Origin of the sequence: Serratia sp. BNK-12, assembly GCF_047456085.1 — a bacterium.
Taxonomy (GTDB): Bacteria; Pseudomonadota; Gammaproteobacteria; order Enterobacterales; family Enterobacteriaceae; genus Serratia; species Serratia liquefaciens.
This window is the reverse complement of the sequence record NZ_CP179896.1, coordinates 2,510,383-2,530,780: the sequence shown is the minus strand read 5'-3', so window position 1 is coordinate 2,530,780 and position 20,398 is coordinate 2,510,383. Positions and strand designations below refer to the sequence as shown.

18 protein-coding genes and 1 pseudogene are annotated in these 20,398 nt (G+C 52.8%); 11 read left to right on the top strand and 8 right to left on the bottom strand.

Annotation, left to right across the window (positions count from 1 at the left end; all coding sequences use genetic code 11):
- Window positions 1-240 precede the first annotated feature (240 nt).
- On the top strand, window positions 241-558 hold the full coding sequence (locus ACMGG1_RS11620) for a hypothetical protein (RefSeq protein ID WP_262244164.1): 318 nt from the start codon (window positions 241-243) through the stop codon (window positions 556-558).
- Between the two features lie 121 nt (window positions 559-679).
- Complete coding sequence (locus ACMGG1_RS11615) at window positions 680-1,069, top strand: nuclear transport factor 2 family protein (RefSeq protein ID WP_262214970.1); 390 nt, start codon at window positions 680-682, stop codon at window positions 1,067-1,069.
- Window positions 1,070-1,079: 10 nt separating this feature from the next.
- On the opposite strand, the gene ACMGG1_RS11610 is transcribed toward ACMGG1_RS11615, so the two are convergent.
- Window positions 1,080-1,484: a MerR family transcriptional regulator gene (locus tag ACMGG1_RS11610; RefSeq protein ID WP_128864881.1), complete on the bottom strand. Its 405-nt coding sequence runs from the start codon at window positions 1,482-1,484 to the stop codon at window positions 1,080-1,082.
- Between the two features lie 176 nt (window positions 1,485-1,660).
- On the opposite strand from ACMGG1_RS11610, the gene ACMGG1_RS11605 reads away from it, so the two are divergent.
- Together ACMGG1_RS11605 and ACMGG1_RS11600 are read left to right on the top strand one after the other, a co-directional pair.
- The gene (locus ACMGG1_RS11605) at window positions 1,661-2,491 is read left to right on the top strand and encodes an alpha/beta fold hydrolase (RefSeq protein WP_414161416.1); all 831 of its coding nucleotides are present in this window, start codon (window positions 1,661-1,663) and stop codon (window positions 2,489-2,491) included.
- Window positions 2,492-2,811: 320 nt separating this feature from the next.
- Window positions 2,812-3,324 carry a hypothetical protein gene (locus ACMGG1_RS11600; RefSeq protein WP_116690454.1) on the top strand — a complete coding sequence of 171 codons (513 nt, stop codon included), beginning with the start codon at window positions 2,812-2,814 and terminating at the stop codon, window positions 3,322-3,324.
- Window positions 3,325-3,825: 501 nt separating this feature from the next.
- On the opposite strand, the gene ACMGG1_RS11595 is transcribed toward ACMGG1_RS11600, so the two are convergent.
- Entirely contained in the window at window positions 3,826-4,224 is a 399-nt protein-coding gene (locus tag ACMGG1_RS11595; protein ID WP_122079367.1) for a MerR family transcriptional regulator, read from the bottom strand.
- Between the two features lie 68 nt (window positions 4,225-4,292).
- Between ACMGG1_RS11595 and ACMGG1_RS11590 the strand changes: the two genes are divergently transcribed.
- Window positions 4,293-5,519 (top strand): NADH:flavin oxidoreductase/NADH oxidase family protein, encoded by a 1,227-nt coding sequence (locus tag ACMGG1_RS11590; RefSeq protein ID WP_414161415.1) that lies wholly within the window; start codon window positions 4,293-4,295, stop codon window positions 5,517-5,519.
- Between the two features lie 170 nt (window positions 5,520-5,689).
- Here ACMGG1_RS11590 and dsdX read toward each other — a convergent pair whose 3' ends face one another.
- Window positions 5,690-7,027: a D-serine transporter DsdX gene (gene dsdX / locus ACMGG1_RS11585; RefSeq protein ID WP_401422207.1), complete on the bottom strand. Its 1,338-nt coding sequence runs from the start codon at window positions 7,025-7,027 to the stop codon at window positions 5,690-5,692.
- Window positions 7,028-7,231: 204 nt separating this feature from the next.
- Here dsdX and dsdC point away from each other — a divergent pair, with 204 nt between their 5' ends.
- The 3 genes from dsdC (at window position 7,232) to ACMGG1_RS11570 (ending at window position 11,216) form a co-directional block, all read left to right on the top strand.
- The gene (gene dsdC / locus ACMGG1_RS11580) at window positions 7,232-8,176 is read left to right on the top strand and encodes a DNA-binding transcriptional regulator DsdC (protein WP_217331265.1); all 945 of its coding nucleotides are present in this window, start codon (window positions 7,232-7,234) and stop codon (window positions 8,174-8,176) included.
- 285 nt (window positions 8,177-8,461) lie between these two features.
- A complete protein-coding gene (locus ACMGG1_RS11575; protein WP_071888913.1) occupies window positions 8,462-8,914 on the top strand; it encodes a DUF2946 domain-containing protein in 453 nt (150 codons plus the stop codon).
- Window positions 8,915-9,155: 241 nt separating this feature from the next.
- Window positions 9,156-11,216 (top strand): TonB-dependent copper receptor, encoded by a 2,061-nt coding sequence (locus tag ACMGG1_RS11570; protein ID WP_414161414.1) that lies wholly within the window; start codon window positions 9,156-9,158, stop codon window positions 11,214-11,216.
- Between the two features lie 130 nt (window positions 11,217-11,346).
- Here the strand turns inward: ACMGG1_RS11570 and ACMGG1_RS11565 are convergent, their stop codons facing one another.
- Window positions 11,347-12,243 carry a LysR family transcriptional regulator gene (locus ACMGG1_RS11565; RefSeq protein WP_259218712.1) on the bottom strand — a complete coding sequence of 299 codons (897 nt, stop codon included), beginning with the start codon at window positions 12,241-12,243 and terminating at the stop codon, window positions 11,347-11,349.
- Window positions 12,244-12,328: 85 nt separating this feature from the next.
- On the opposite strand from ACMGG1_RS11565, the gene ACMGG1_RS11560 reads away from it, so the two are divergent.
- Window positions 12,329-13,102 (top strand): NAD(P)H-dependent oxidoreductase, encoded by a 774-nt coding sequence (locus ACMGG1_RS11560; protein ID WP_414161413.1) that lies wholly within the window; start codon window positions 12,329-12,331, stop codon window positions 13,100-13,102.
- Window positions 13,102-13,476: pseudogene (locus ACMGG1_RS11555) on the top strand (aldehyde dehydrogenase family protein); the annotation flags it as partial. The gene ACMGG1_RS11560 and the pseudogene ACMGG1_RS11555, both read left to right, overlap by 1 nt.
- Here ACMGG1_RS11555 and ACMGG1_RS11550 read toward each other — a convergent pair.
- The 3 genes from ACMGG1_RS11550 to ACMGG1_RS11540 all read right to left on the bottom strand — a co-directional run bounded on the left by ACMGG1_RS11550 (window position 13,448) and on the right by ACMGG1_RS11540 (window position 16,745).
- Window positions 13,448-14,413: a GNAT family N-acetyltransferase gene (locus ACMGG1_RS11550; protein WP_414161412.1), complete on the bottom strand. Its 966-nt coding sequence runs from the start codon at window positions 14,411-14,413 to the stop codon at window positions 13,448-13,450. The pseudogene ACMGG1_RS11555 and the gene ACMGG1_RS11550 overlap by 29 nt on opposite strands.
- A gap of 112 nt (window positions 14,414-14,525) precedes the next feature.
- Window positions 14,526-15,155 (bottom strand): transcriptional regulator, encoded by a 630-nt coding sequence (locus tag ACMGG1_RS11545; protein WP_020826941.1) that lies wholly within the window; start codon window positions 15,153-15,155, stop codon window positions 14,526-14,528.
- Window positions 15,156-15,287: 132 nt separating this feature from the next.
- The gene (locus tag ACMGG1_RS11540) at window positions 15,288-16,745 is read right to left on the bottom strand and encodes an amino acid permease (RefSeq protein ID WP_414161411.1); all 1,458 of its coding nucleotides are present in this window, start codon (window positions 16,743-16,745) and stop codon (window positions 15,288-15,290) included.
- A 615-nt stretch (window positions 16,746-17,360) separates the two neighbouring features.
- On the opposite strand from ACMGG1_RS11540, the gene ACMGG1_RS11535 reads away from it, so the two are divergent.
- A complete protein-coding gene (locus ACMGG1_RS11535) occupies window positions 17,361-18,635 on the top strand; it encodes a Glu/Leu/Phe/Val family dehydrogenase (protein WP_020826943.1) in 1,275 nt (424 codons plus the stop codon).
- Window positions 18,636-18,691: 56 nt separating this feature from the next.
- Here the strand turns inward: ACMGG1_RS11535 and ACMGG1_RS11530 are convergent, their stop codons facing one another.
- Window positions 18,692-20,230, bottom strand: a complete 1,539-nt coding sequence (locus tag ACMGG1_RS11530) for a long-chain-fatty-acid--CoA ligase (protein ID WP_414161410.1) — start codon at window positions 20,228-20,230, stop codon at window positions 18,692-18,694.
- Between the last annotated feature and the right edge of the window lie 168 nt (window positions 20,231-20,398).

The window sequence follows — 20,398 nt, the reverse complement described above, 5'->3', positions numbered from 1 at the left end:
CCTCTTTTACTCCCCCTCGTTTTTTGCGTCTGAGCCATAGGTTCTATATATTTATTAACAGGCTCTGAATAAAGATGCGAATATCAGCCCGCATTGTGCATCAGTGGCCAGTATAATCAGTTTGCAAAGATGTTGACGGAACATGTGCTTTCGGGAGCAGAGTAAAGGTCAGTGAGGAACCTATTGCCTCTTGATGTTGCAACCGAGCAGACAACGACTCACAGGTTACGAGGAACTATCATGCATAAAAGAACACTGGCGTCATTGCACTACGATAAAATGCCTTACGATGGGGTGTATTACCATATTTTGAAACGCGAGGCACATGGGCACACGGCGCTGTTGAAACTTGATGCTGGCAGTCACCAGTCAGCCCGCCTGCATCCGGGCTGGGTCAAACTGATGGTCCTGTCCGGTGAGCTTAAGATCAGCGACCAAACCCTGCAGTCCCATGAAATGTTTATGATCCCGGCCAATACCGCCTATACCGTGGATGCTCTCACAGAGGTTTACTGTCTCGCGATTTCCGAACTGGATGGCGTGGAGTTGGCGCGCTAATTCTTGTTCTGCCAGCCTGCCGAACACTGAGCGCAGGCGACAATCCCACTCTATTTTTCAGACCTGTCTATCACGGGCCAACCTTGTTGGCCTGTCAGGCAGTGCCAATAAGGAGGGCGCTTTGAGCCATTCCACAGCGTTGTTAACCAAAATCCAGTCTCTGGAAACGATGTTGCATCAGCCACTGCTGCGAAACGATTCGGTTACGGTGGAAAAACTGTTGCATGATGATTTTGAAGAGATCGGCCGTTCGGGACAGCGCTACAACAAAAGGCATACCATTGCGGCATTGCAGGAAGAAACTGGCCAGGCGCCTATTTATGCCGAAAATTTCAAGCTGTCCACTATTGCCGAAGGAGTGGTGTTACTAACCTACAGAAGTTTTCAACGCAGTGCCGACGGCAACGTGACCCGCAGTACTTTGCGCTCTTCGATCTGGCTGCGATCGTCGAGCGAGAACGATGACCATTGGCAGATGCGGTTCCATCAGGGAACGCCAACGGCAGAGTGAATCCATGTAGTTACGGATCCTCCATCAGGCCTATCAACCGTTGCATATTGTCCCCACAGGAAATACCCTCCGGCCGATTTTTGAGGTTGGCGATCATAGCCAATATTGCTTTTTTGCTCTCCTTAAGTTGTTGTTGTAGTTGCTCAATCTCGGCTACGCGGGTATTGAGGGAATGGATCAGCCCTTCGTGATCCCAGCCCGCTTGATTGTGCGGCAGGAACTGACGTATTTGTTCAAGCGAAAAGCCTGCCTGCTGGGCGTTATCGATGATCTTCAGTACACCTGCAACTTCGGGTGCGTAGTTTCGGTAGCCATTGCCTTGACGTGGAGGAGGGCTGATTAAGCCTTCTGCCTCGTAGAAACGAATCCGGGAGGGAGAGAGCCCCGTTGCCTTTGCCAAATCCCCAATCTTCATACCGTTCGAAAAACCCCTATTGACCTTAAAGCTAACTTTAAACCTATACTCTCTAAACGGTCAACGCAGGACCGAAGGCAAATCCGCTTTCGGGTGCAAGGTCCGGAACCGGCCTTTCCTGCGCGTGGCCGAGAAAAGCATTACCCTTTGACTAATTGCTGAATGGGAGAATTGATATGGGTTACGTAACCACTAGCGATGGCGTTGACATTTTCTACAAGGACTGGGGACCAAAAGATGGAAAAGTCATCTTTTTCCATCATGGCTGGCCGCTGTCTAGCGATGATTGGGATGCCCAGATGCTGTTCTTCGTAAACCAAGGATTCCGCGTTGTTGCGCACGATCGACGTGGCCATGGTCGTTCCAGTCAAGTATCGGAAGGGCATGATATGGATCACTATGCGGACGACGTTGCTGCGGTAGTGAAACATTTGAGCGTGCAAGGTGCCATGCATGTGGGTCACTCAACGGGCGGGGGCGAGGTGGTGCGTTACATCACGCGTCATGGTGAGGATAAGGTATCGAAAGCCGTACTGATCAGTGCTGTGCCGCCGTTGATGGTGAAAACCGACAGTAATCCGCAAGGGACACCCAAATCAGTATTTGATGATTTCCAGGCGCAACTGGCCGCCAATCGGGCGCAGTTCTATTACGATGTTCCCGCGGGACCTTTCTACGGCTACAACCGGCCCGGCGCCAAGCCGTTGGATGCGGTCATCTGGAACTGGTGGCAGCAAGGCATGATGGGCGGCGCCAAGGCTCATTATGACGGCGTCGTCGCGTTCTCACAGACTGATTTCACCGACGATCTCAAGCGTATTTCCATCCCGGTTTTGGTGATCCACGGCGATGACGATCAAGTGGTTCCATACCAAGATTCAGGCGTGCTCTCGGCCAAGTTGGTCAAAAACGGTAAGCTTATTACCTACAAAGGTGCGCCGCACGGCATACCTACGACCCATGCTGATCGGGTCAACAGCGATCTACTGGCCTTTGTAAATAGCTGATGCGGGAAACACGGTTCTCGTGAAAAAAACAGGCTCCTTCTGGAGGGGCCTGTCGCCCGATATCCCTTTGGCAGCGCCTACGAGTGACAGGGGAAAAAGGTTGGATTGTAGTGACAATGTCACAATTATTGCGTTATGTTAAATAGGGGTTGAGTTCAAATGATTTGTGCTTTAATGCTGCCCAACTCAGGGTGAATATGCAGATATATTGGTCGATCTAATGCCAGTTAAACAGTGCATTTTGGCGAAATCTGCAAGGGAAATGCTGCCAAGCTTTCTCAGATTTCGCGTAGCGCGATCAAAATAAAACAGGGAAAAGGATGATGTTTAAGAAAGGCAGACCGAAAATGCTTTTTCGCAGGGAGAACACTACTGCAAGGGGAGCAATCCGCCATGGTGGTGAGTACCGCTGGCAGCGCCATAAGAAACACGCGATTGATGAGAACTTACCGATGCGAGAAGGCATGCACGGCAGAATGCAACAAGGTATTGATTACACGCCGTTGTTCAAATTTTTGCTGCGTAACGTTGGGCAACCGTGGATTGATGTGCATCGTGAAGCAATAAGTCGACTGGATAAGGAAGAGCCGATTTTTTATTTGGTTGCATTACAGCGTAAAAATTGGAGCAGCTACGTACGTTATGGCGAATCGAGTTACTACAGCGGGCTTTGCATCGATGAGCAAGGATTGCTGCAGAAGGTTAATCCTGAATTCACTGCAGAAGACGTCCCGGTTCGATGCCGTTGTTGTACGTATACCTTTAATGGTGAACGAGTACCTGTAACTGAAAAGAACTGGCTAAAACCTTACGAAAAGGAAAACTGGGAATGATGATGAAAGAACAGGTTCTACAGAAAGAAAACCCTTGGGGGCGGGTAGTCAGGTTAAGGCTCAGCTATCTCAATATGCAATTTAACATAATATACATTATGCGCACCAAGGTAACTCTACGTAGAATCTGAGCTTTTGGGCTTTACCATGGCCTTTTATTCATATCCCGTTTTCCCGATGCTTTACGCTTAATGCCATGCTGATTCAAACACTCAATGTTTCATCCGGAATCTCTCCGCTATGAAAACCAAATTCACACTGAGTTCTTCTCACCAGTTTTGTCACAGTGCATTAAAGCATTTCCCTTAAGCCGATGTTTTCCAGAACAGATAACCTTCTTCAAGCACAGGATTATGGCAGTTCTCATCTTGGTGATCGTACATCGCAAATTGTGGCCTAATGACATCCATGGCCGGTGCACTAATATGAAACAGGATCAGCGTTTGAACTCATACTGCGTAAACAGCAATTCTGGGATAGAAACATCAACTCGCACCTCACTCACCGTGACATTGTCACCTTAACCAAACTGCTTTTATCTGGGCATATGCCCTGTAATCCCGATTCATTCAGCTTGCGCTTGGTGTCCTGCAGCGTTTCCCGCTGTTTACTCAGCGTCGCCATCATGCGATCAATCTCCTCAAGCCGCGCATCAAGCTTCTGCATAAGGCTGTCCTGGTACGCCATTCCTTCCAGCGACAGCACGCCGCGGATCGTATCCAGCGCAAAACCCAGATTTTGTCCGATCTGGATAAGATGCAAACGCTCCAGCGAGGTCTCGCTATAAACACGATATCCGTTGGCGCTGCGCGATGCCTTAGGCAGTAATCCCTGTTGCTCATAGTAACGTATGGCCGATGCGGCGAGACCCGAACGCTCTGCCAATTCCCCTATTTTCATTTCGCTTGACCTTAAAGTTAACTTTAATCTTAGTATACACGGGTTCTCTTGTTGATTAAGGATCCGCCATGATGTTCACCCCGCTTACCCTGCCTAACGGCAGTGTCCTTCCCAACCGCCTGGCAAAAGCCGCGATGGAAGAAAATATGGCCGACGTCGGCCAAGTGCCTGGCCCGGCATTGTATCGTTTATACCAGAGTTGGGCGCAAGGTGGTGTTGGCCTGATCATTACCGGTAATGTCATGATCGACGGTCGTGCAATGACGGGGCCCGGTGGCGTGGCTCTTGAGGCCAATACCCCGCTTGCCCCCTTTACGGCTTGGGCCAAATCCGCACGCCAGAACGGTGCGCAAGTTTGGATGCAGATTAACCATCCTGGCCGCCAGGTCATGGCAAGTATGGGGGGCGAAGCCTGGGCGCCGTCGGCCGTTCCCGTGGAAATGGGTAAGCACAGCAAGTTATTCGCACAACCGACGGCCATGAGCCAGGCGCAGATCGATGAGGTGATCGAACGTTTTGCTACCACCGCTTATGCTGCCGAACAGGCAGGATTTACTGGCGTACAAATCCACGCAGCACACGGCTATCTGCTCTCGCAGTTTTTGTCGCCCTTGACCAATAGACGTCACGATCAATGGGGTGGCAGCCTGGCTAATCGTGCTCGCTTACTGTTAGAGGTCGTGCGAGCCGTGCGTGAACGTGTCTCGCCAAGCTTTTGCGTTTCGATCAAGCTGAACTCGGCTGATTTTCAGCGCGGTGGCTTCTCTGAAGAAGATGCGCAACAAGTGATTTTGTTGCTGAATGAATTGCCTATCGACCTGATTGAACTGTCAGGAGGCAGCTACGAAAGCCCAGCGATGCAGGGTAACGCCGCGGATGGACGCACATTGGCGCGCGAAGCCTATTTTTTGGAGTTTGCCCGCGATCTTGCCGCCGTCGCCCACATGCCGGTGATGACAACGGGAGGTATCGCCCGTAAGTCCGTGGCGCAGCAGGTGTTGGATAGCGGTGTCGCCGTGGCGGGTATAGCAACAGCCATGGCACAGGTTCCTGACCTGCCGCTCCAGTGGAAAGCCGGTAATGAACCTTATGCACTGCCAAAACCGGTAACATGGGAAAATAAAACCATGGCAGGCTTGGCACGAATGGCTTTGGTCACTCGCCGCTTACGCGCACTGGGCGAAGGGCGTACTCGCGCCAGCCGTTATTCCCCCCTGTTTACATTAATCATCAACCAGTTACGTACCAAGCGCATCACCCGTCGTTATCGTCAATGGCGCCAGCAGCGGGCCTAAGCCATCTCGTTACGTGCGCCCTGTCCGCAAAAATAAACTGCATAAAATTCGATCGCTTCGCCCTGCTTATCGGGTGAAGCGTAGAGTTACCCTCTCTGTGAGGCGGCAATGGCAATCGTAAGCCATGGAAAGTACTCGCTCACGATTGCCGCAAAAGGATTGGCTTAGATTTAGATAATGTATGAAAGTAAAAAAGTCATCCCTAAAGCCAGCACCGAAGCGATAAAGGTTGCCGTGGTGTAGTACTTGAACGTTTCATTGAGCGTTGCGCCGCAATACTGTTTCACCAGCCAGAACAATGAATCGGTCACTATGGTGCAACCGATAGCGCCAGAGCCTATGGCAATGGTCACGATCTCCGGGCTGACGTCAGGATAGAGCGCTAACATTGGTGCGACAATGGCCGTTGCTCCCATCATGGCAACGGTGGCGGAGCCCACTGCCGCATGAAGAATAAGCGCGACTAACCATGCCAACAAGATCGGATGCATATGCAGGTTGGAAAGCATTAACGCCAGGGTGTCCGCTAAGCCGCTGGTCTTCAATATGCTGTTGAAGGCCCCGCCCGCGCCGATGATCAACAAGATATTGGCTATAGAAGCAAAACCCGTTTCCGTGTGGCCCAACAGCGTACTCATCCCCATATGACGGCGGATGCCCAGAACGTAATAGGCCACAAACACGGCAATGAACATGGCGATAATCGGGTTGCCGATAAACTCCATCAGGCCAAACAGACGCCCTTCTTTAGCCAGGTTCAGCTCCGCTACCGTCTTCACCAACATCAGCACAATCGGCAATAGCACCGTAAACAACGTTGCCCGCAGCGAAGGCAGCTCATGTTCTTCTCGTACGGTCAGATTGGAAAATTCTGGCGGTACCGGCTTAAACGGCAAGCGTTTCCCCAGCATTTTCAAGAACAACGGCCCGCCGACCAGAGACGCCGTTAAACCGACGAGAAGTCCGTAAACAATCACCGTTCCTACGTCTGCACCCAGCTTATTGGTCACAAACAGCGCCGCAGGATGTGGAGGAACGACGCAATGCACAGCCATCAATGCAGTACAAAGCGGTATGGCCAGTTTAAGCAGCGAGGTGCCGGTTTTTCTGGCGATGGAAAAAGCCAATGGAATCAATAACACCACGCCCACTTCGACAAACAGTGTGATGCCGCAAACCAAGCCTACCAATACCATAATGACATCGACGGAAAGCCAACGGCAGCGCTGCAGCGCGATACCAATGCGTTCTGCCGCACCGGAAACCTCCATCATCTTGCCAAGAATGGTGCCCAGCCCAATCACCGCGGCCAGGAATCCTAGCGTGCTGCCAATGCCATTTTCTATGGCATTGACCATATCAATCGGGCCCATCCCCATCATGCCACCGACAAAAAAGCTCGCTAACAACAACGCTAAAAAAGGATGAAACTTGAACTTTACGATGGTCAAAATGATGAGTGCAATACTGGCGATCAGCGTGCCGGCAACCCAAATGTGTGAATCCATGGCCCATATCCCCTGTCATTGAATTGTCTTTATTGGACAGGAAAACGACGATCGGTGACAAACGATATAAATCTCACCTCACATGAGCAAAACAGAATCAAACGAGTGACTTGCGCCAAGAAATGGTGCAATTTAGCGACATGCATCAACTTTACTCACCAAACTGATGCGTAAAATACAGTTTTTTTACTTTCAGGGGGAAATATGTCGGGGAACCATCTGCTAACGGGTCAGCACCGATCGCTTAATGGCTGGCAGCTATCACGGCTGTTTACATTTGAAGTGGCGGCTCGACACGAGTCTTTCGCCATGGCGGCGGATGAACTGTCGGTGAGCCCCAGTGCGGTAAGCCATACCATTAATCAACTGGAAGCAAATCTCGGCTTAAAGTTGTTTATTCGTTCTCATCGGAAAGTTGAACTCACCGCTGAAGGTGAACGGGTTTTTTGGGCGTTAAAAACATCATTGGGTACCCTGAACCAGGAAATATTGGATATCAAGAACCAGGCGCTGTCAGGCTCCCTGACGGTTTACTCCCGGCCGTCGATCGCCCAGTGTTGGATCGTGCCGGCCCTGGCCGATTTTTCTCGCCGTTATCCCGCCATCAACCTGACTATTCTGACTGGCAATGAAAACGTCAATTTCCAGCGGGCAGGCATTGATCTGGCCGTTTATTTTGATGCGACTCCCTCATCACAGCTTCATTACCAATACCTGATGGATGAGGCAATTATTCCCGTATGCAGCCCGGAATATGCAGCCCAATTTGAGCTGATCAATTTTCCCGGCAACCTCTCACACTGCACCCTGCTCCACGATCGTCAGGCCTGGAGCTATGATTCTGGTACGGATGAATGGCACAGCTGGGCTCAACATTTCGATGTCAATCTGGATACCTCGCCGGGAATAGGATTCGATCGTTCCGATCTGGCCGTCACTGCGGCAGTGAACCACGTTGGCGTTGCCATGGGCCGTAAGCGACTTATCCGCAAGCAACTCAGTACCGGCGAGTTGGTTGCGCCATTGCCCAAAATGGAGCTGAAATGCGATCAGCACTATTATGTATCAACGCTTTCCGACCGCCAGTGGCCAAAAATTGATGCCTTCATCGTTTGGTTAAAATCGCTAGGTGAATTGCCGTTGGAATGACCAATATCAATTCACCCAGCGCCTGGAATTCCTTATTATCCCGCTGAAAAGAGCAACAGCGATTGTGGCAAAAAAATCAGCCAAGCGGGATATATCACCACTCTTGCTGTTAGTATTATTAATTCCACGCGCTCACAATATATCCAAACAGTTAAAATGGTTGATAACGTGAACCAAACGGCAATTTCTTTTATCAATAACCCAACCATGTAGAAAATGTTTTAACATTTGCAGCATAAAACAGTACAATTCCGTCCGTTAATTTTGCACTGTTTTAGGATATATGTGTCGTTAATTCGGACTGCCACATCGCGAAGCCATCTCCCGGCCTGTCTGGGGATTTTTGCGATCCTGATGTTGTTCATCGCCCCGGTGATCTCTCGATCGCTGGAGCATGCGCGCGTGGGGCAATCTGAAACGGTCGCAATGACAGACTGCGGCATGGATATGTCTGCACATGGCCATCATCCGCCGCCGGAGCCTGGCGCACAAAGCATGACGATGACCATGCAGACCGGAAGCCATAATATGGCGATGATGATGGATGACAGCGCCTGCGGTTACTGTGTATTGCTGATCCATGTCCCCTTGTTAGACTTGGCCAGTTCACCGCTATTCTGGTCTGGTTCGCTGTTGTCGCGCGCCCCTCCGCTGCATTATATCTTCCCGCTATTCGCCCATGTGATCCACTCCGAGTCCCAACCTCGCGCTCCACCAGCATCGCTTCCGCTGATTTAAAAATAAATAGACTGCAGCCAAATTATTCCTGTTGAGACTATTCAACCGGGCGGGTTATTTACGCCTGTCGGAATTCCCCACTGCACTCAATAAACATCGCAACCCTGTTGGCATTATTCTCACGCCAAACCGGGCCAAAGCTTATTAACGGCGGCATGATGCTCCGGGTTTCACTGCGCCTAAATAACCGGCTGTTGCGATGTAAAAGTATTTTTAGCGTCAAAATTGACATTAAGGAACGATGATGTTCGGAAAAACCAACAATTATAAGAAGCGCCCTCTCTCCCTGCATATTACTGCGGCTATGCCGCTGTTTGTCCTGGCGGGCTTCAATGCTCATGCTGCACAACAGCACCAGCATGAAGTAGCGGTAAAGGCCAATGATGGCGACGTGATCACCGTCACCGCACCGCTCTATTCGCCGATGACGATAGTGACCTCACCGAAAACCCCTCGCCAGCCAGTGCCTGCCAGCGACGGTTCGGATTATCTGAAAACTATCCCGGGTTTCTCACAGATCCGGAATGGCGGCACCAATGGCGACCCGGTGTTTCGCGGCATGTTTGGATCCAGGCTGAAAATTTTGACCGACGGTGGCGAAATGTTGGGTGCCTGTCCTTCACGAATGGACGCGCCGACTTCCTATATTTCACCAGAAAGTTATGACCTGTTGACGATTACCAAGGGGCCGCAAACGGTGCTTTGGGGCGCAGGATCCTCTGCCGGTACGGTGCGCTTTGAACGAGAACGTCCGCACTTTGATAAACCAGGCGTCAAAGGCAACGCCAGCATGCTGTCCGGTTCCAACGGCCGTTGGGATGAAAACATTGATGCCAGCCTGGGCAGTGAACAAGGTTATCTGCGCCTGATGGGCAATAAATCACGCTCTCATGATTATCAGGACGGCAATGGCGATCGCGTGCCCTCTCGCTGGGACAAATGGAATGGCGATCTGGCACTGGGTTGGACTCCGGACACCGATACCCTGCTGGAAGTGACCATGGGCCGGGGTAATGGTGAAGCGCGCTATGCCGGGCGCAGCATGGATGGTTCGCAGTTCAAGCGCGAAAGTCTGGGCATGCGGGTAGAAAAATCCAATATTGGCGAGGTGTTCGACAAGCTGGAAGCCCAGGTGTATTACAACTACGCCAACCATATTATGGATAACACCACCCTGCGTTCACCCGGCCAAGGCGGCATGGCGATGGGACACATGGGCATGGGGATGCCTATGCACGCCGGCATGACCATGCAGTTGGATCGCCGCACCGTCGGCGGTCGAGTGATGGGTACCTGGCTGTGGCAAGATTTTAAGTTGGAAAGCGGTATGGATACGCAAACCAACACGCATCGCAACAAACGGGGTAACGCCTGGCAAGAGGATGCGCAGTTCCATAACTACGGTGCCTTTGGTGAACTGACCTGGAGCGCGACCGAACAGAGCAAGATCATCAGCGGTGCTCGCCTCGATCGTACCCTGGTGGATAACTACAAAACTGGCAACGACACTGAGCGTTCCGATACGCTGCCGAGCGGTTTTAGCCGTATTGAGCACACATTGGCCGGCATGCCGTTGATGCTGTACGCAGGGATCGGCTATACCGAGCGTTTCCCCGACTATTGGGAGCTGTTCTCCCCGACATTTGGGCCTGGCGGCAACAAGAGTGCGTTTGACAGCGTGAAGAGTGAAAAAACCACGCAGATCGATATCGGTGCTCAATATACCGATAAGCGGTTTAACAGCTGGGTATCGGCGTATGTTGGCCATGTGAATGACTTTATCTTGTTCAAATACGATCCGCATCACGCCCGTATCAGCCAGGCCGATAACGTTAACGCCACCATCATGGGCGGTGAAATGGGTATGGGTTACCAGTTGACCGAACACTGGAAGACCGATGCCAGCCTGGCTTATGCCTGGGGGAAAAACACCAGCGACAACCAGCCGTTGCCGCAAATCCCACCGCTGGAGGCTCGCTTTGGTTTAACCTACGAACGAGGCGACTGGAGCAGCACCGGCCTGTGGCGTGTGGTCAGCAGCCAGCACCGCGTAGCCATCAATCAGGGCAACGTGGTCGGTAAAGACTTTGCCGACAGCCCGGGTTTTGGCGTGCTGTCCGCCAATGTAGCTTACAAGGTGAACTCGCACGTCAAGCTCAGCACCGGCCTGGATAACATTCTCAATAAAACCTACAGCGAACACCTGAATCTGGCAGGTAACAGTACCTTCGGCTATTCGTCGAATACGTCGGTCAATGAACCGGGCCGCACCCTGTGGGCCAAGGTGAATGTCACCTTCTAACCAGGTGCTATGGGGCGGTGTATGCATGCCACCGCCCCATGTTTGTTATTGCTCCGCGCGCTGATTTTGTTATTCACGGGCAATTTGCTGAAATACAGCCGACCACATGCCTAAAACCGTGCAGATATCTTTATGCAACCGACGAGACTATATGCTCTCGCAGCCATTGATGCGCCGGATCGCGATGGGCACGCTCATGCCATAGCATGGTCATCTCGAAGCCCGGCAGCTCGACGGGCGGCTCCACCACCTGCAACGCGCTATTATTGCGTACCAGACGTGACGGCAGCATGGCCACCAGCTCTGAGGTTGCCAGCACCGACATCACAAACAGAAAATGCGGTACGGAAAGCACCACTCGCCGGGTCAAACCGGCTTCCGCCAACACTTTGTCGGTGATGCCGAAAAAGCCCCCGCCGTCCGGCGAAACCATCACATGTTCCAGCTCACAAAACTCAGCCAGTGAAGGTGGTTTTTGCAAGCCTGGGTGTCCGGCTCGTCCCACCAGCACGTAGCGTTCGCTAAACAAAATTCGTTGTCGCAAATGGGCTGGAGCCCCTTCACGGGTATGAAAGGCCAAATCTATCTCACCCTGCTCCGCCTGCCTGGCGATGCGTGAAGGCACTGTCTCGATCACTGCCAGTCTGCTGTTCGGTGCCGCAGCCCGCAGGCCCATCAACGCCGGCTGAACAATGGTTGACTCGCCGTAGTCAAAAGCCGCTACGCGCCAGGTATTTTCAGCCACTTTGGGATCAAAGGGCGATGAAGGTGACACCGCTTGTTCCAGTGCTTCAAGTGCCTGCCGCAGCGGTTCACGTAACTCGTCGCCGCGTGCGGTGGGCCGCATTCCTCGTGGCCCCGGCAACAACAGCGGATCGTTAAAGATGTCTCTGAGTTTGGCGAGATGCACACTGACCGCCGGTTGTGAGAAGTTTAAACGTTGTGCCGCCCGGGTAACGTTGTGCTCTGAAAGCAAGGCGTCCAGCGTGACCAGCAGGTTAAGATCCAGACGTCTGATATTATTCATGCTAATACCTGTAATATTAGAAATTCATTTCCAATATACCTTGCAGCAGCCTAACCTGCCTCCATCAATCAATGGAGGTTCCACAATGAATGTTTTAATCGTCTACGCCCACCCTGAACCGCAGTCATTAAATGGTTCACTCAAGGATTTTTCAGTACAGCGGCTCGAAGCTGCCGGCCATGCGGTGCAAGTTTCCGATCTGTATGCCATGCAATGGAAAGCGACGCTCGACGCCAATGACAGCACGGCCCAATCCGGTGATCGTTTCAATCCGTCGCTCGATTCCCAGCAGGCTTTTGCTCAGGGTTTACAGAGCAAAGATATTGAACTGGAACAGGAAAAGCTGCTGTGGGCCGATACGGTGATCTTGCAGTTCCCGCTGTGGTGGTTTTCGATGCCGGCGATCCTTAAAGGCTGGGTTGAACGCGTCTATGCCTACGGATTTGCCTATGGCGTCGGCGAGCACTCTGACGTCCGTTGGGGGGATCGTTATGGTGAAGGCACCCTCGCCGGTAAACGCGCGATGCTGATTGTCACTACCGGCGGATGGGAGTCGCACTATGCGCAACGCGGCATCAATGGCCCGATCGATGACATTCTGTTCCCTATCCAACATGGCATCCTGCATTATCCCGGTTTCGAAGTGCTGCCGCCCTTTGTTCTTTATCGTACCGGCCGGGTTGATGAAGTGCGCTTTTCCGAGGCTTGTAACGCACTGGGGCAACGCCTCGATGAATTGGAGCAAACCTCGCCTATTCCCTTCCGTAGGCAGAATGCGGGCGAGTACGAGATCCCGGCATTGACGCTGAAACCCGATATTGCTCCCGGGCGTAAGGGCTTTAGCGCGCATATTGAATAATTAATGGAACCTTCTTCCAACCCACGGGATTGGCCGACGCTAATGAACAGATGCGGTTGGCGCATGAAGAAACTTTCGGGCCGCTGGCAGCCTGCTTCCGTTTCCATACCGAAGAGGAAGTGATTCGCCGGGCTAACGACACGCCTTTCGGATTGGCCGCCTACCTCTACACTCGCGATCTGGCGCGTGCATTCCGTGTCACGCGCCAGTTGGAAAGCGGTATGGTGGGCATCAATGAGGGCATTATCTCGACTGAAGTGGCGCCCTTTGGCGGTGTCAAAGAGTCTGGCCTGGGCCGTGAGGGCGCGGATGTGGGGCTTGAGGAGTATCTCGAGACCCAGTATGTCAATTTGGGGCAACTGGGCGGCGAATAAATAGCTGTTCGGTCATCAATTGCCCCCACTGTGTGCCCGGCTGCTCTTCTGCAAGCACGAAACCGACGCTTTCATAAAGATGCCGGGCCGCATCCAGCCCTTTGAAGGTCCACAGATGGGTTTCGTCAAAGGCATGCTCATCGCAAAAACTGACCGCCCGGATCAGCAACTGGCGGCCAATACCGCTGCCACGCAGGCTGTCATCGATAATAAATGCGCGCAAGTGAGCACGGTTGTCTCCCAAGCTTTCACCATCAATCGATACAGAGCCGACAATGCGATCGCCCTTCAGCGCGGACCAGGTCTGGTTTAATGGATTCGACAAACGCCCGGCCAGATCGGCCAATGCCGCGCCCACCGTAGCTTCGAAGAAGGCGCCGAAACCCACGGTGCGGGAATAGTATTGCATGTGCATTTCCAGCGTTCTGGCGGTGAACCCCGGCAGATAGCCGCTGACAATCTCGATGGGCGCTGCAGCAACCGGCGTTTCTCCCAGGCGATGTGCTCGCAACGCTGTGGCATAGCTCTGCAGTCCATTGGCGATGCTGACGCTGGCGTCTGCCGGTAACTGCTCCAGCGCGGTAAGCACTTGACGATCGGCAAAACGATTGATGCCCGCCAGGGTTTCTCGTCCTTGCGCCGTCAGCCGCAGGATCTTCTCTCTGGCATCTCGCGGGCTGGCCTGCGTTTCCAGCTCCCCGGCTTTGATCAGCTTGTTCAACATGCGGCTGACGCTGGATTTCTCCAGGTTAAGTACGTTGCAAAGCTCGGCGGCGGTATCAACCTGGCGATCGCCTATTTCAATCAACGCATGCACCGCCGATGGCGGCAGTTCGGTGCCTGCCAGGGTATTGCCCATAAAGCCTAGCTCACGCACCAAATGGCGCGACGCATCCCTGATCGGGTGTAAATACGAACTTGGTTGGGTGGTTGACATGATCGGCACTCTGATATGGTTGTATTGTGCAACCATATCAGAGTTATTCAGCAGTGCAAAGGGGCATGAGTCTTACAAGACAGCGGCCCGTCAACAGGCACGCTCAGGTTTTTTAGGCGCTCTCGCCCTTTTTTAACTCTTTCAGGTACTTGTAAACCGTGGCGCGGCCGAGGGATAACACGTTGGCGATATAGTCGGCGGCGCTTTTGGCTTTAAACGCCCCTTCGTTATACAGGTCAATCACCAACTGCTTTTTCTGTTCACGGCTCAATGAACCCAATGAAGCGTTTTGCTGGCGGATCCACTCGTGCAGGAAGGTATTGATCTTCTCCTGCCAGTCGTCTTTGAATAACTGCTGTGGCTGAGGCTGCAAACGGGTGACCGACAGGAACATATCCAGCGCATTTCTGGCGTCTTCAAATGTCGCGGTGCTCAAATTAATGCACAGCAGGTAGCGGGGAACGCCCTGTTCGTCTTTCGCGGCAATGCTCACCGAACGCATTTTCTTGCCGTCCCAGTTGAGCTTCTCGTACGGCCCGGTCACCTGACCTTCGCTGTCGATGTCAAAATCCTCCAAACCGGCATCGTCACCCGGTTTGCGTTTCGACAGATTATTGGCGAGGTACGCCACCTTATTGGTAGAGAGATCGTGTATCACCACTTCCACATTGGGAAAAAACAGCGCTGCAATGCCGTCGGCAACCGACTGCAGTAATTCTAATTGGGACGTGGTTTTCAGCACTCTGCTGTTACTCCATAGCGATAAGGCATGATGATATTGGCCAGTTTTCATCATTGGGTCAGCCGCTTAGCATACCTCAGTTGCCCCGCAATGCCGAGCAGGAGAACGGCTTACCGCCCTCCCGAGACTGGCTTATTCCGCCTCGCGCCGGCTTTGGTAAAACACATAGCCTTCCTGAGCTACGCTGTCTTTGATTCTAAAGCGCCAAACGATCGCCAGGGTGATAAACCACAGCGGCATGCTGCACAACGCTATCAGGGTATCGCGATCAAAGATCATCAGCACCAGCGTGAAGGCAAAGAACGCCAATGTCAGCCAGGTCATTATCACCCCACCCGGCATTTTGAACAGCGAACGTGCATGCAGGTCGGGCCGCTGTTTGCGGTAAACCAGATAGGCCGCCAGGATCATGCCCCAGCTGTAAACCACCAGTATCGCCGCCACGGTAGACACGATAGTAAATAGCGTCATGACGTTCGGCATCAGGATCAGCAACGTCGTCCCCACTACCATGCAAAAGCACGAGAACATCAGGCTGCGGATCGGAATGGCGGTAGTGCGCGAAAGTATCTTGAACTGCCCATGGGCATGCTTCTCCATCGACAAGCCATACAGCATGCGGGTACTGGAATAGACGCCACTGTTGGCTGAGGACATCGCCGAAGTCAGCGCCACAAAGTTGATGACCGCAGCGGCAGCAGGTAACCCCGCCTGATCGAACAGCATCACAAACGGGCTGCTGTCCGGTGAAATATGGCTCCATGAGGTTACGGCGATGATCGCCAGCATGGAGAACACATAAAAGATGATGATCCGCACCGGGATAACGTTAATCGCCTTCGGCAGTACCTTGTGTGGATCTTTGGTTTCAGCCGACATGGTGCCCAACAGCTCAATACCGGTGCAGGAAAAGATGGCGATCTGGAAGCCGGCAAAGAAACCAAGAATGCCGTGCGGCATGAAAATAGCAGGATCGGTGATGTTGTTCACCGAGGCTTTAACCCCGTCCGGCGAAGTCCAGCCAATAAACACCATCCAGGCCCCGGTGACGATCAACGCGATAATGGCGATCACCTTGATGATGGCAAACCAAAACTCCGCTTCGCCAAACATCTTCACCGACAGCATATTGAACAGGCACAACAGCCCTAAGGTCAGTAAAGCCGGTAGCCAGGGCGAAACCTCGGGGTACCAGTACTGTATGTAGCCGCCGCAGACCACCACGTCGGCAATGCACGTCACCACCCAGCTCAGCCAATAGGACCACCCCAGAAAGAAGCTGGCTTTCGGCCCCAGGTATTCGGAAACGAAATCGGCAAACGAGCGGTAGTCGAGCTTGGTCAGCAACAGCTCCCCCATCGCTCGCATCACCATAAACATAAAGAAGCCGACAATCACATAGGTCAACACAATAGAGGTGCCGGAAAGCGCGATGGTTTTACCCGATCCCATAAATAAGCCAGTCCCAATGGCGCCGCCGATGGAAATCAGTTGAATATGGCGCTCGCTGAGTCCGCGTTGCAATGTTTGGGCGCAGTCAGGCCCCTCGGTTGAAGAAGCCTTCAACCGATGTTGCTTACTTTTTGTCATGGTGTTACCTGTCCGTCATTAAGGCGATTAAGCAGCGGACAGCCGCTGCTGCAGGAGTGAAACGCATTGCGCGTTGTACCGGCAAAAAAATTCAGGCAAAACGATACCGTCCCTTTGTTAAAGGGAAGTTAAAAAATGTACGCATCAGAAAACGGCTGTTCGAGCTGCGCGCTAGCCCACATTTAGCATGCGAAGCATGAGCGTGGAGGGTGATTCATTTATTATCAGTCGGTTATGATTATTTTTGTTCAAGAATAAAACGCTGACAACGTCGATTTAACATGAATTTAACTCTGGCGTCAGGAAACGGCATTGTCAACACGACACTTAAATAAAATGAAACTTTTTGATCACATTCAAGCTTCTGAAAAATAGATAAAAACGGGTTTTATGCATTTTTTATGCATAAACCATGAGTAGCTCCCGCAACCACCGTACAAAAGTAATTAACTATTCATTTTTACGCCGTCAAACCGGCTTGAAAGCGGCCTGTGGCCCGATGAGTGGGGGCTAACAAGCCGCGTTTTTAATGGTAAATTTAGCGTCGCAAAAGTGTTATGCACTTAGTAATCCACGGTTAAACAAAATAAATACCTATATATAAAAAGGTTGGTTATGGAAAAGCTATCCTACGCTTCAGAAAGCAGCACAACGGCCTGGGCCACCTATCTGCAACAAATCGACCGCGTTGCACCTTATCTCGGTGAGCTGTCGCGTTGGGTTGATACCCTGCGTCACCCTAAGCGTGCGCTGATCGTTGATATTCCTCTGCAGATGGACGACGGTTCAATCCGCCACTTCGAAGGTTTCCGCGTTCAGCACAACCTGTCGCGCGGCCCGGGTAAAGGCGGCATCCGTTACCACCCAGATGTTGATCTCGATGAGGTTATGGCGCTGTCAGCCTGGATGACCATCAAATGTGCGGCAGTTAACCTGCCTTACGGTGGCGCCAAGGGGGGGATCCGCGTCGATCCTTTCAAACTGTCTGAAGGCGAGCTGGAAAGATTGACCCGCCGCTACACCAGCGAAATCGGCTTTATCATCGGGCCACAGAAAGATATTCCCGCACCGGACGTCGGCACCAACTCCAAAGTGATGGCCTGGATGATGGATACCTACTCCATGAACCACGGCACTACCATCACCGGCGTTGTCACCGGTAAGCCTATCCACCTGGGCGGCTCTCTGGGCCGTGAAAAAGCGACCGGCCGTGGCGTGTTCGTGACCGGTTGTGAAGTGGCCAAACGTTTGGGCGTACAGCTTGAAGGTGCCAAAGTGGCGGTACAGGGCTTTGGTAACGTGGGCAGCGAAGCGGCTCGTCTGTTCGTCGGCATCGGCGCACGCGTAGTCGTGATCCAGGACCACTCAGCGACCCTGTCCAACCCAGACGGCATCGACCTGAACGCATTGACCGAATGGCAAGCCAAGAACAAGCAGATCGCTGGCTTCCCTGGCGCTAAAGAAATCGAAAGCGAAGCTTTCTGGTCCGTCGACATGGACATCCTGATCCCAGCCGCCCTGGAAGGTCAGATCACCCGTCAACGTGCAGAAATCCTCAGCGCCAAGCTGGTACTGGAAGGGGCTAACGGCCCAACCTACCCAGATGCGGACGACGTTCTGCGTTCACGCAACATCACCGTAGTGCCTGACGTTATCTGTAACGCCGGCGGCGTGACCGTCAGTTACTTCGAGTGGGTGCAGGACATGGCCAGCTACTTCTGGAGCGAAAGCGAAATCAACGAGCGTATGGACAAGATCATGACCGACGCTATGGTTCACGTTTGGAACAAGTCCGAAGAGAAGAAATGCAGCCTGCGCACCGCGGCCTATATCGTCGCCTGTGAGCGTATCCTGACCGCACGTAAAGAGCGTGGCATTTACCCAGGTTAATGCGTTATCCATCCCGGCTTGCACTGCAGGCCGGGATCATTTCAAAATATCCCCTTCTAACGCAGCAACCTTTTCAACACCTTTCCGGTGCTGGTCATCGGTAACCGCTCGACAAACTCCACGATACGCGGGTATTTAAACGCCGCCAGTCGCTCTTTGGTCCAGGTAATCAAGGCTTCTTCCGTTACCGCCTCGTCCAGATCTTTCAACACCACCACCGCTTTAATTTCCTCTCCCAGCGATGGATGCGGCACCCCGATCACCGCCACCAACGATACCGCCGGGTGGCGAATCATCAGTTCCTCCACTTCTCGCGGATAAACGTTAAAGCCGCCCCGGATAATTACGTCTTTCGACCTGTCGACAATAAAATAAAAACCGTCGGCGTCGCACCGTGCCAGATCGCCGGTTCTAAACCAGCCGTTTTCCAGAACCTCGGCCGTGGCCTCCGGGCGATTAAGATAACCTTTCATCACGTTGTGACCGCGCACCGCTAACTCACCGACCTGATCGATCTCCGTTATCGTTTTGCCGGTAACATCAACCAACCGGACTTCAACGCCCCAGATCGGTTGGCCGATAGACCCCACTTTGTTGACGCGTCCTGGGTGATTGAAGGTAGCGACCGGACTGGTTTCCGACAGCCCGTACCCCTCCAGAATGTTAACGCCGAAACGACGGGCAAAATCTTCAATGATTTGCACCGGCAAACTGGCCCCGCCGGAGACCGCCATGCGTAAATTTTTGCGCAACAGCGCCAGATCTACGCTGTCGTCCAGCGCGTTCAGCAGTGCCCAATACATGGTAGGTACGCCGGCGAAAAAAGTGATGGCGTGCTTTTGCATCAGCGAGATAGCCAGCTTTGCATCAAAACGGGGCACCAGCACCAGCGTTGCTCCCAAGGCGAAGCCGGCATTCATCTGGACGGTTGAGCCGAAAGTATGGAACAGCGGCAGCGTTACCAAATGGCGATCGGGGCGTTCAACCGAGCTATTGAATAACTGCACCGAACCCAGCGCATTCAACACCAGGTTGGAATGGGTCAACTCCGCCCCTTTGGCACGGCCGGTGGTTCCGCTGGTGTAGAGGATCACTGCGGTGTCGGACTCCAGGGTACTGGCGCTGTCAAAATCGGTAGGTTGCTGGCGAATGGCCTGGCTGAAGCGGTCACCGCTCAGCGGCAGGCTGTCACCGATAATAATAAAGTCTCGGCACGATTGCGTGGCATCGAACGCGATTTTTGCCTCTTCCCCCAAGGTTAATCCATGGCCCCCTTCAAAACAAAAGAAGGCCACCGCCTGCGAATCCTGCAGGTAGTATTCAAACTCCCCCGCCTTCAGCAAGGTATTTAACGGCACCACCACCGCACCCGCTTTGAGAATGCCGAAGTAAATCGCCGGAAACTCCCAACGGTTTGGGCAGGCCAACGCCACCCGCTCCCCCGGTTTCACGCCCCGAACCCTCAGCAGATGGGCAACCTGATTGGCGAGCTGATCGAGTTCGCCATAGCTAAGCTGGAATTCGTCCTGAACCAGCGCCAGACGATCGGGAAAAGTACGCGCACTCTCTTCAAGCAATGTGGCCAAATTAAGCATATGGGGGTCTCATGAGCAGAAACCGGGAAGCCCGGTGAGTCGATAATTGAGATACTGCGCCACCTCATTGAGGTTGATCTCCCTGAACCGCCTCCGGCGGTAAAATCAGTATAGATGCACCTACGCCAGAAGCAGGTTCGCGTTCCACACACCGGTAGGCTATATGTT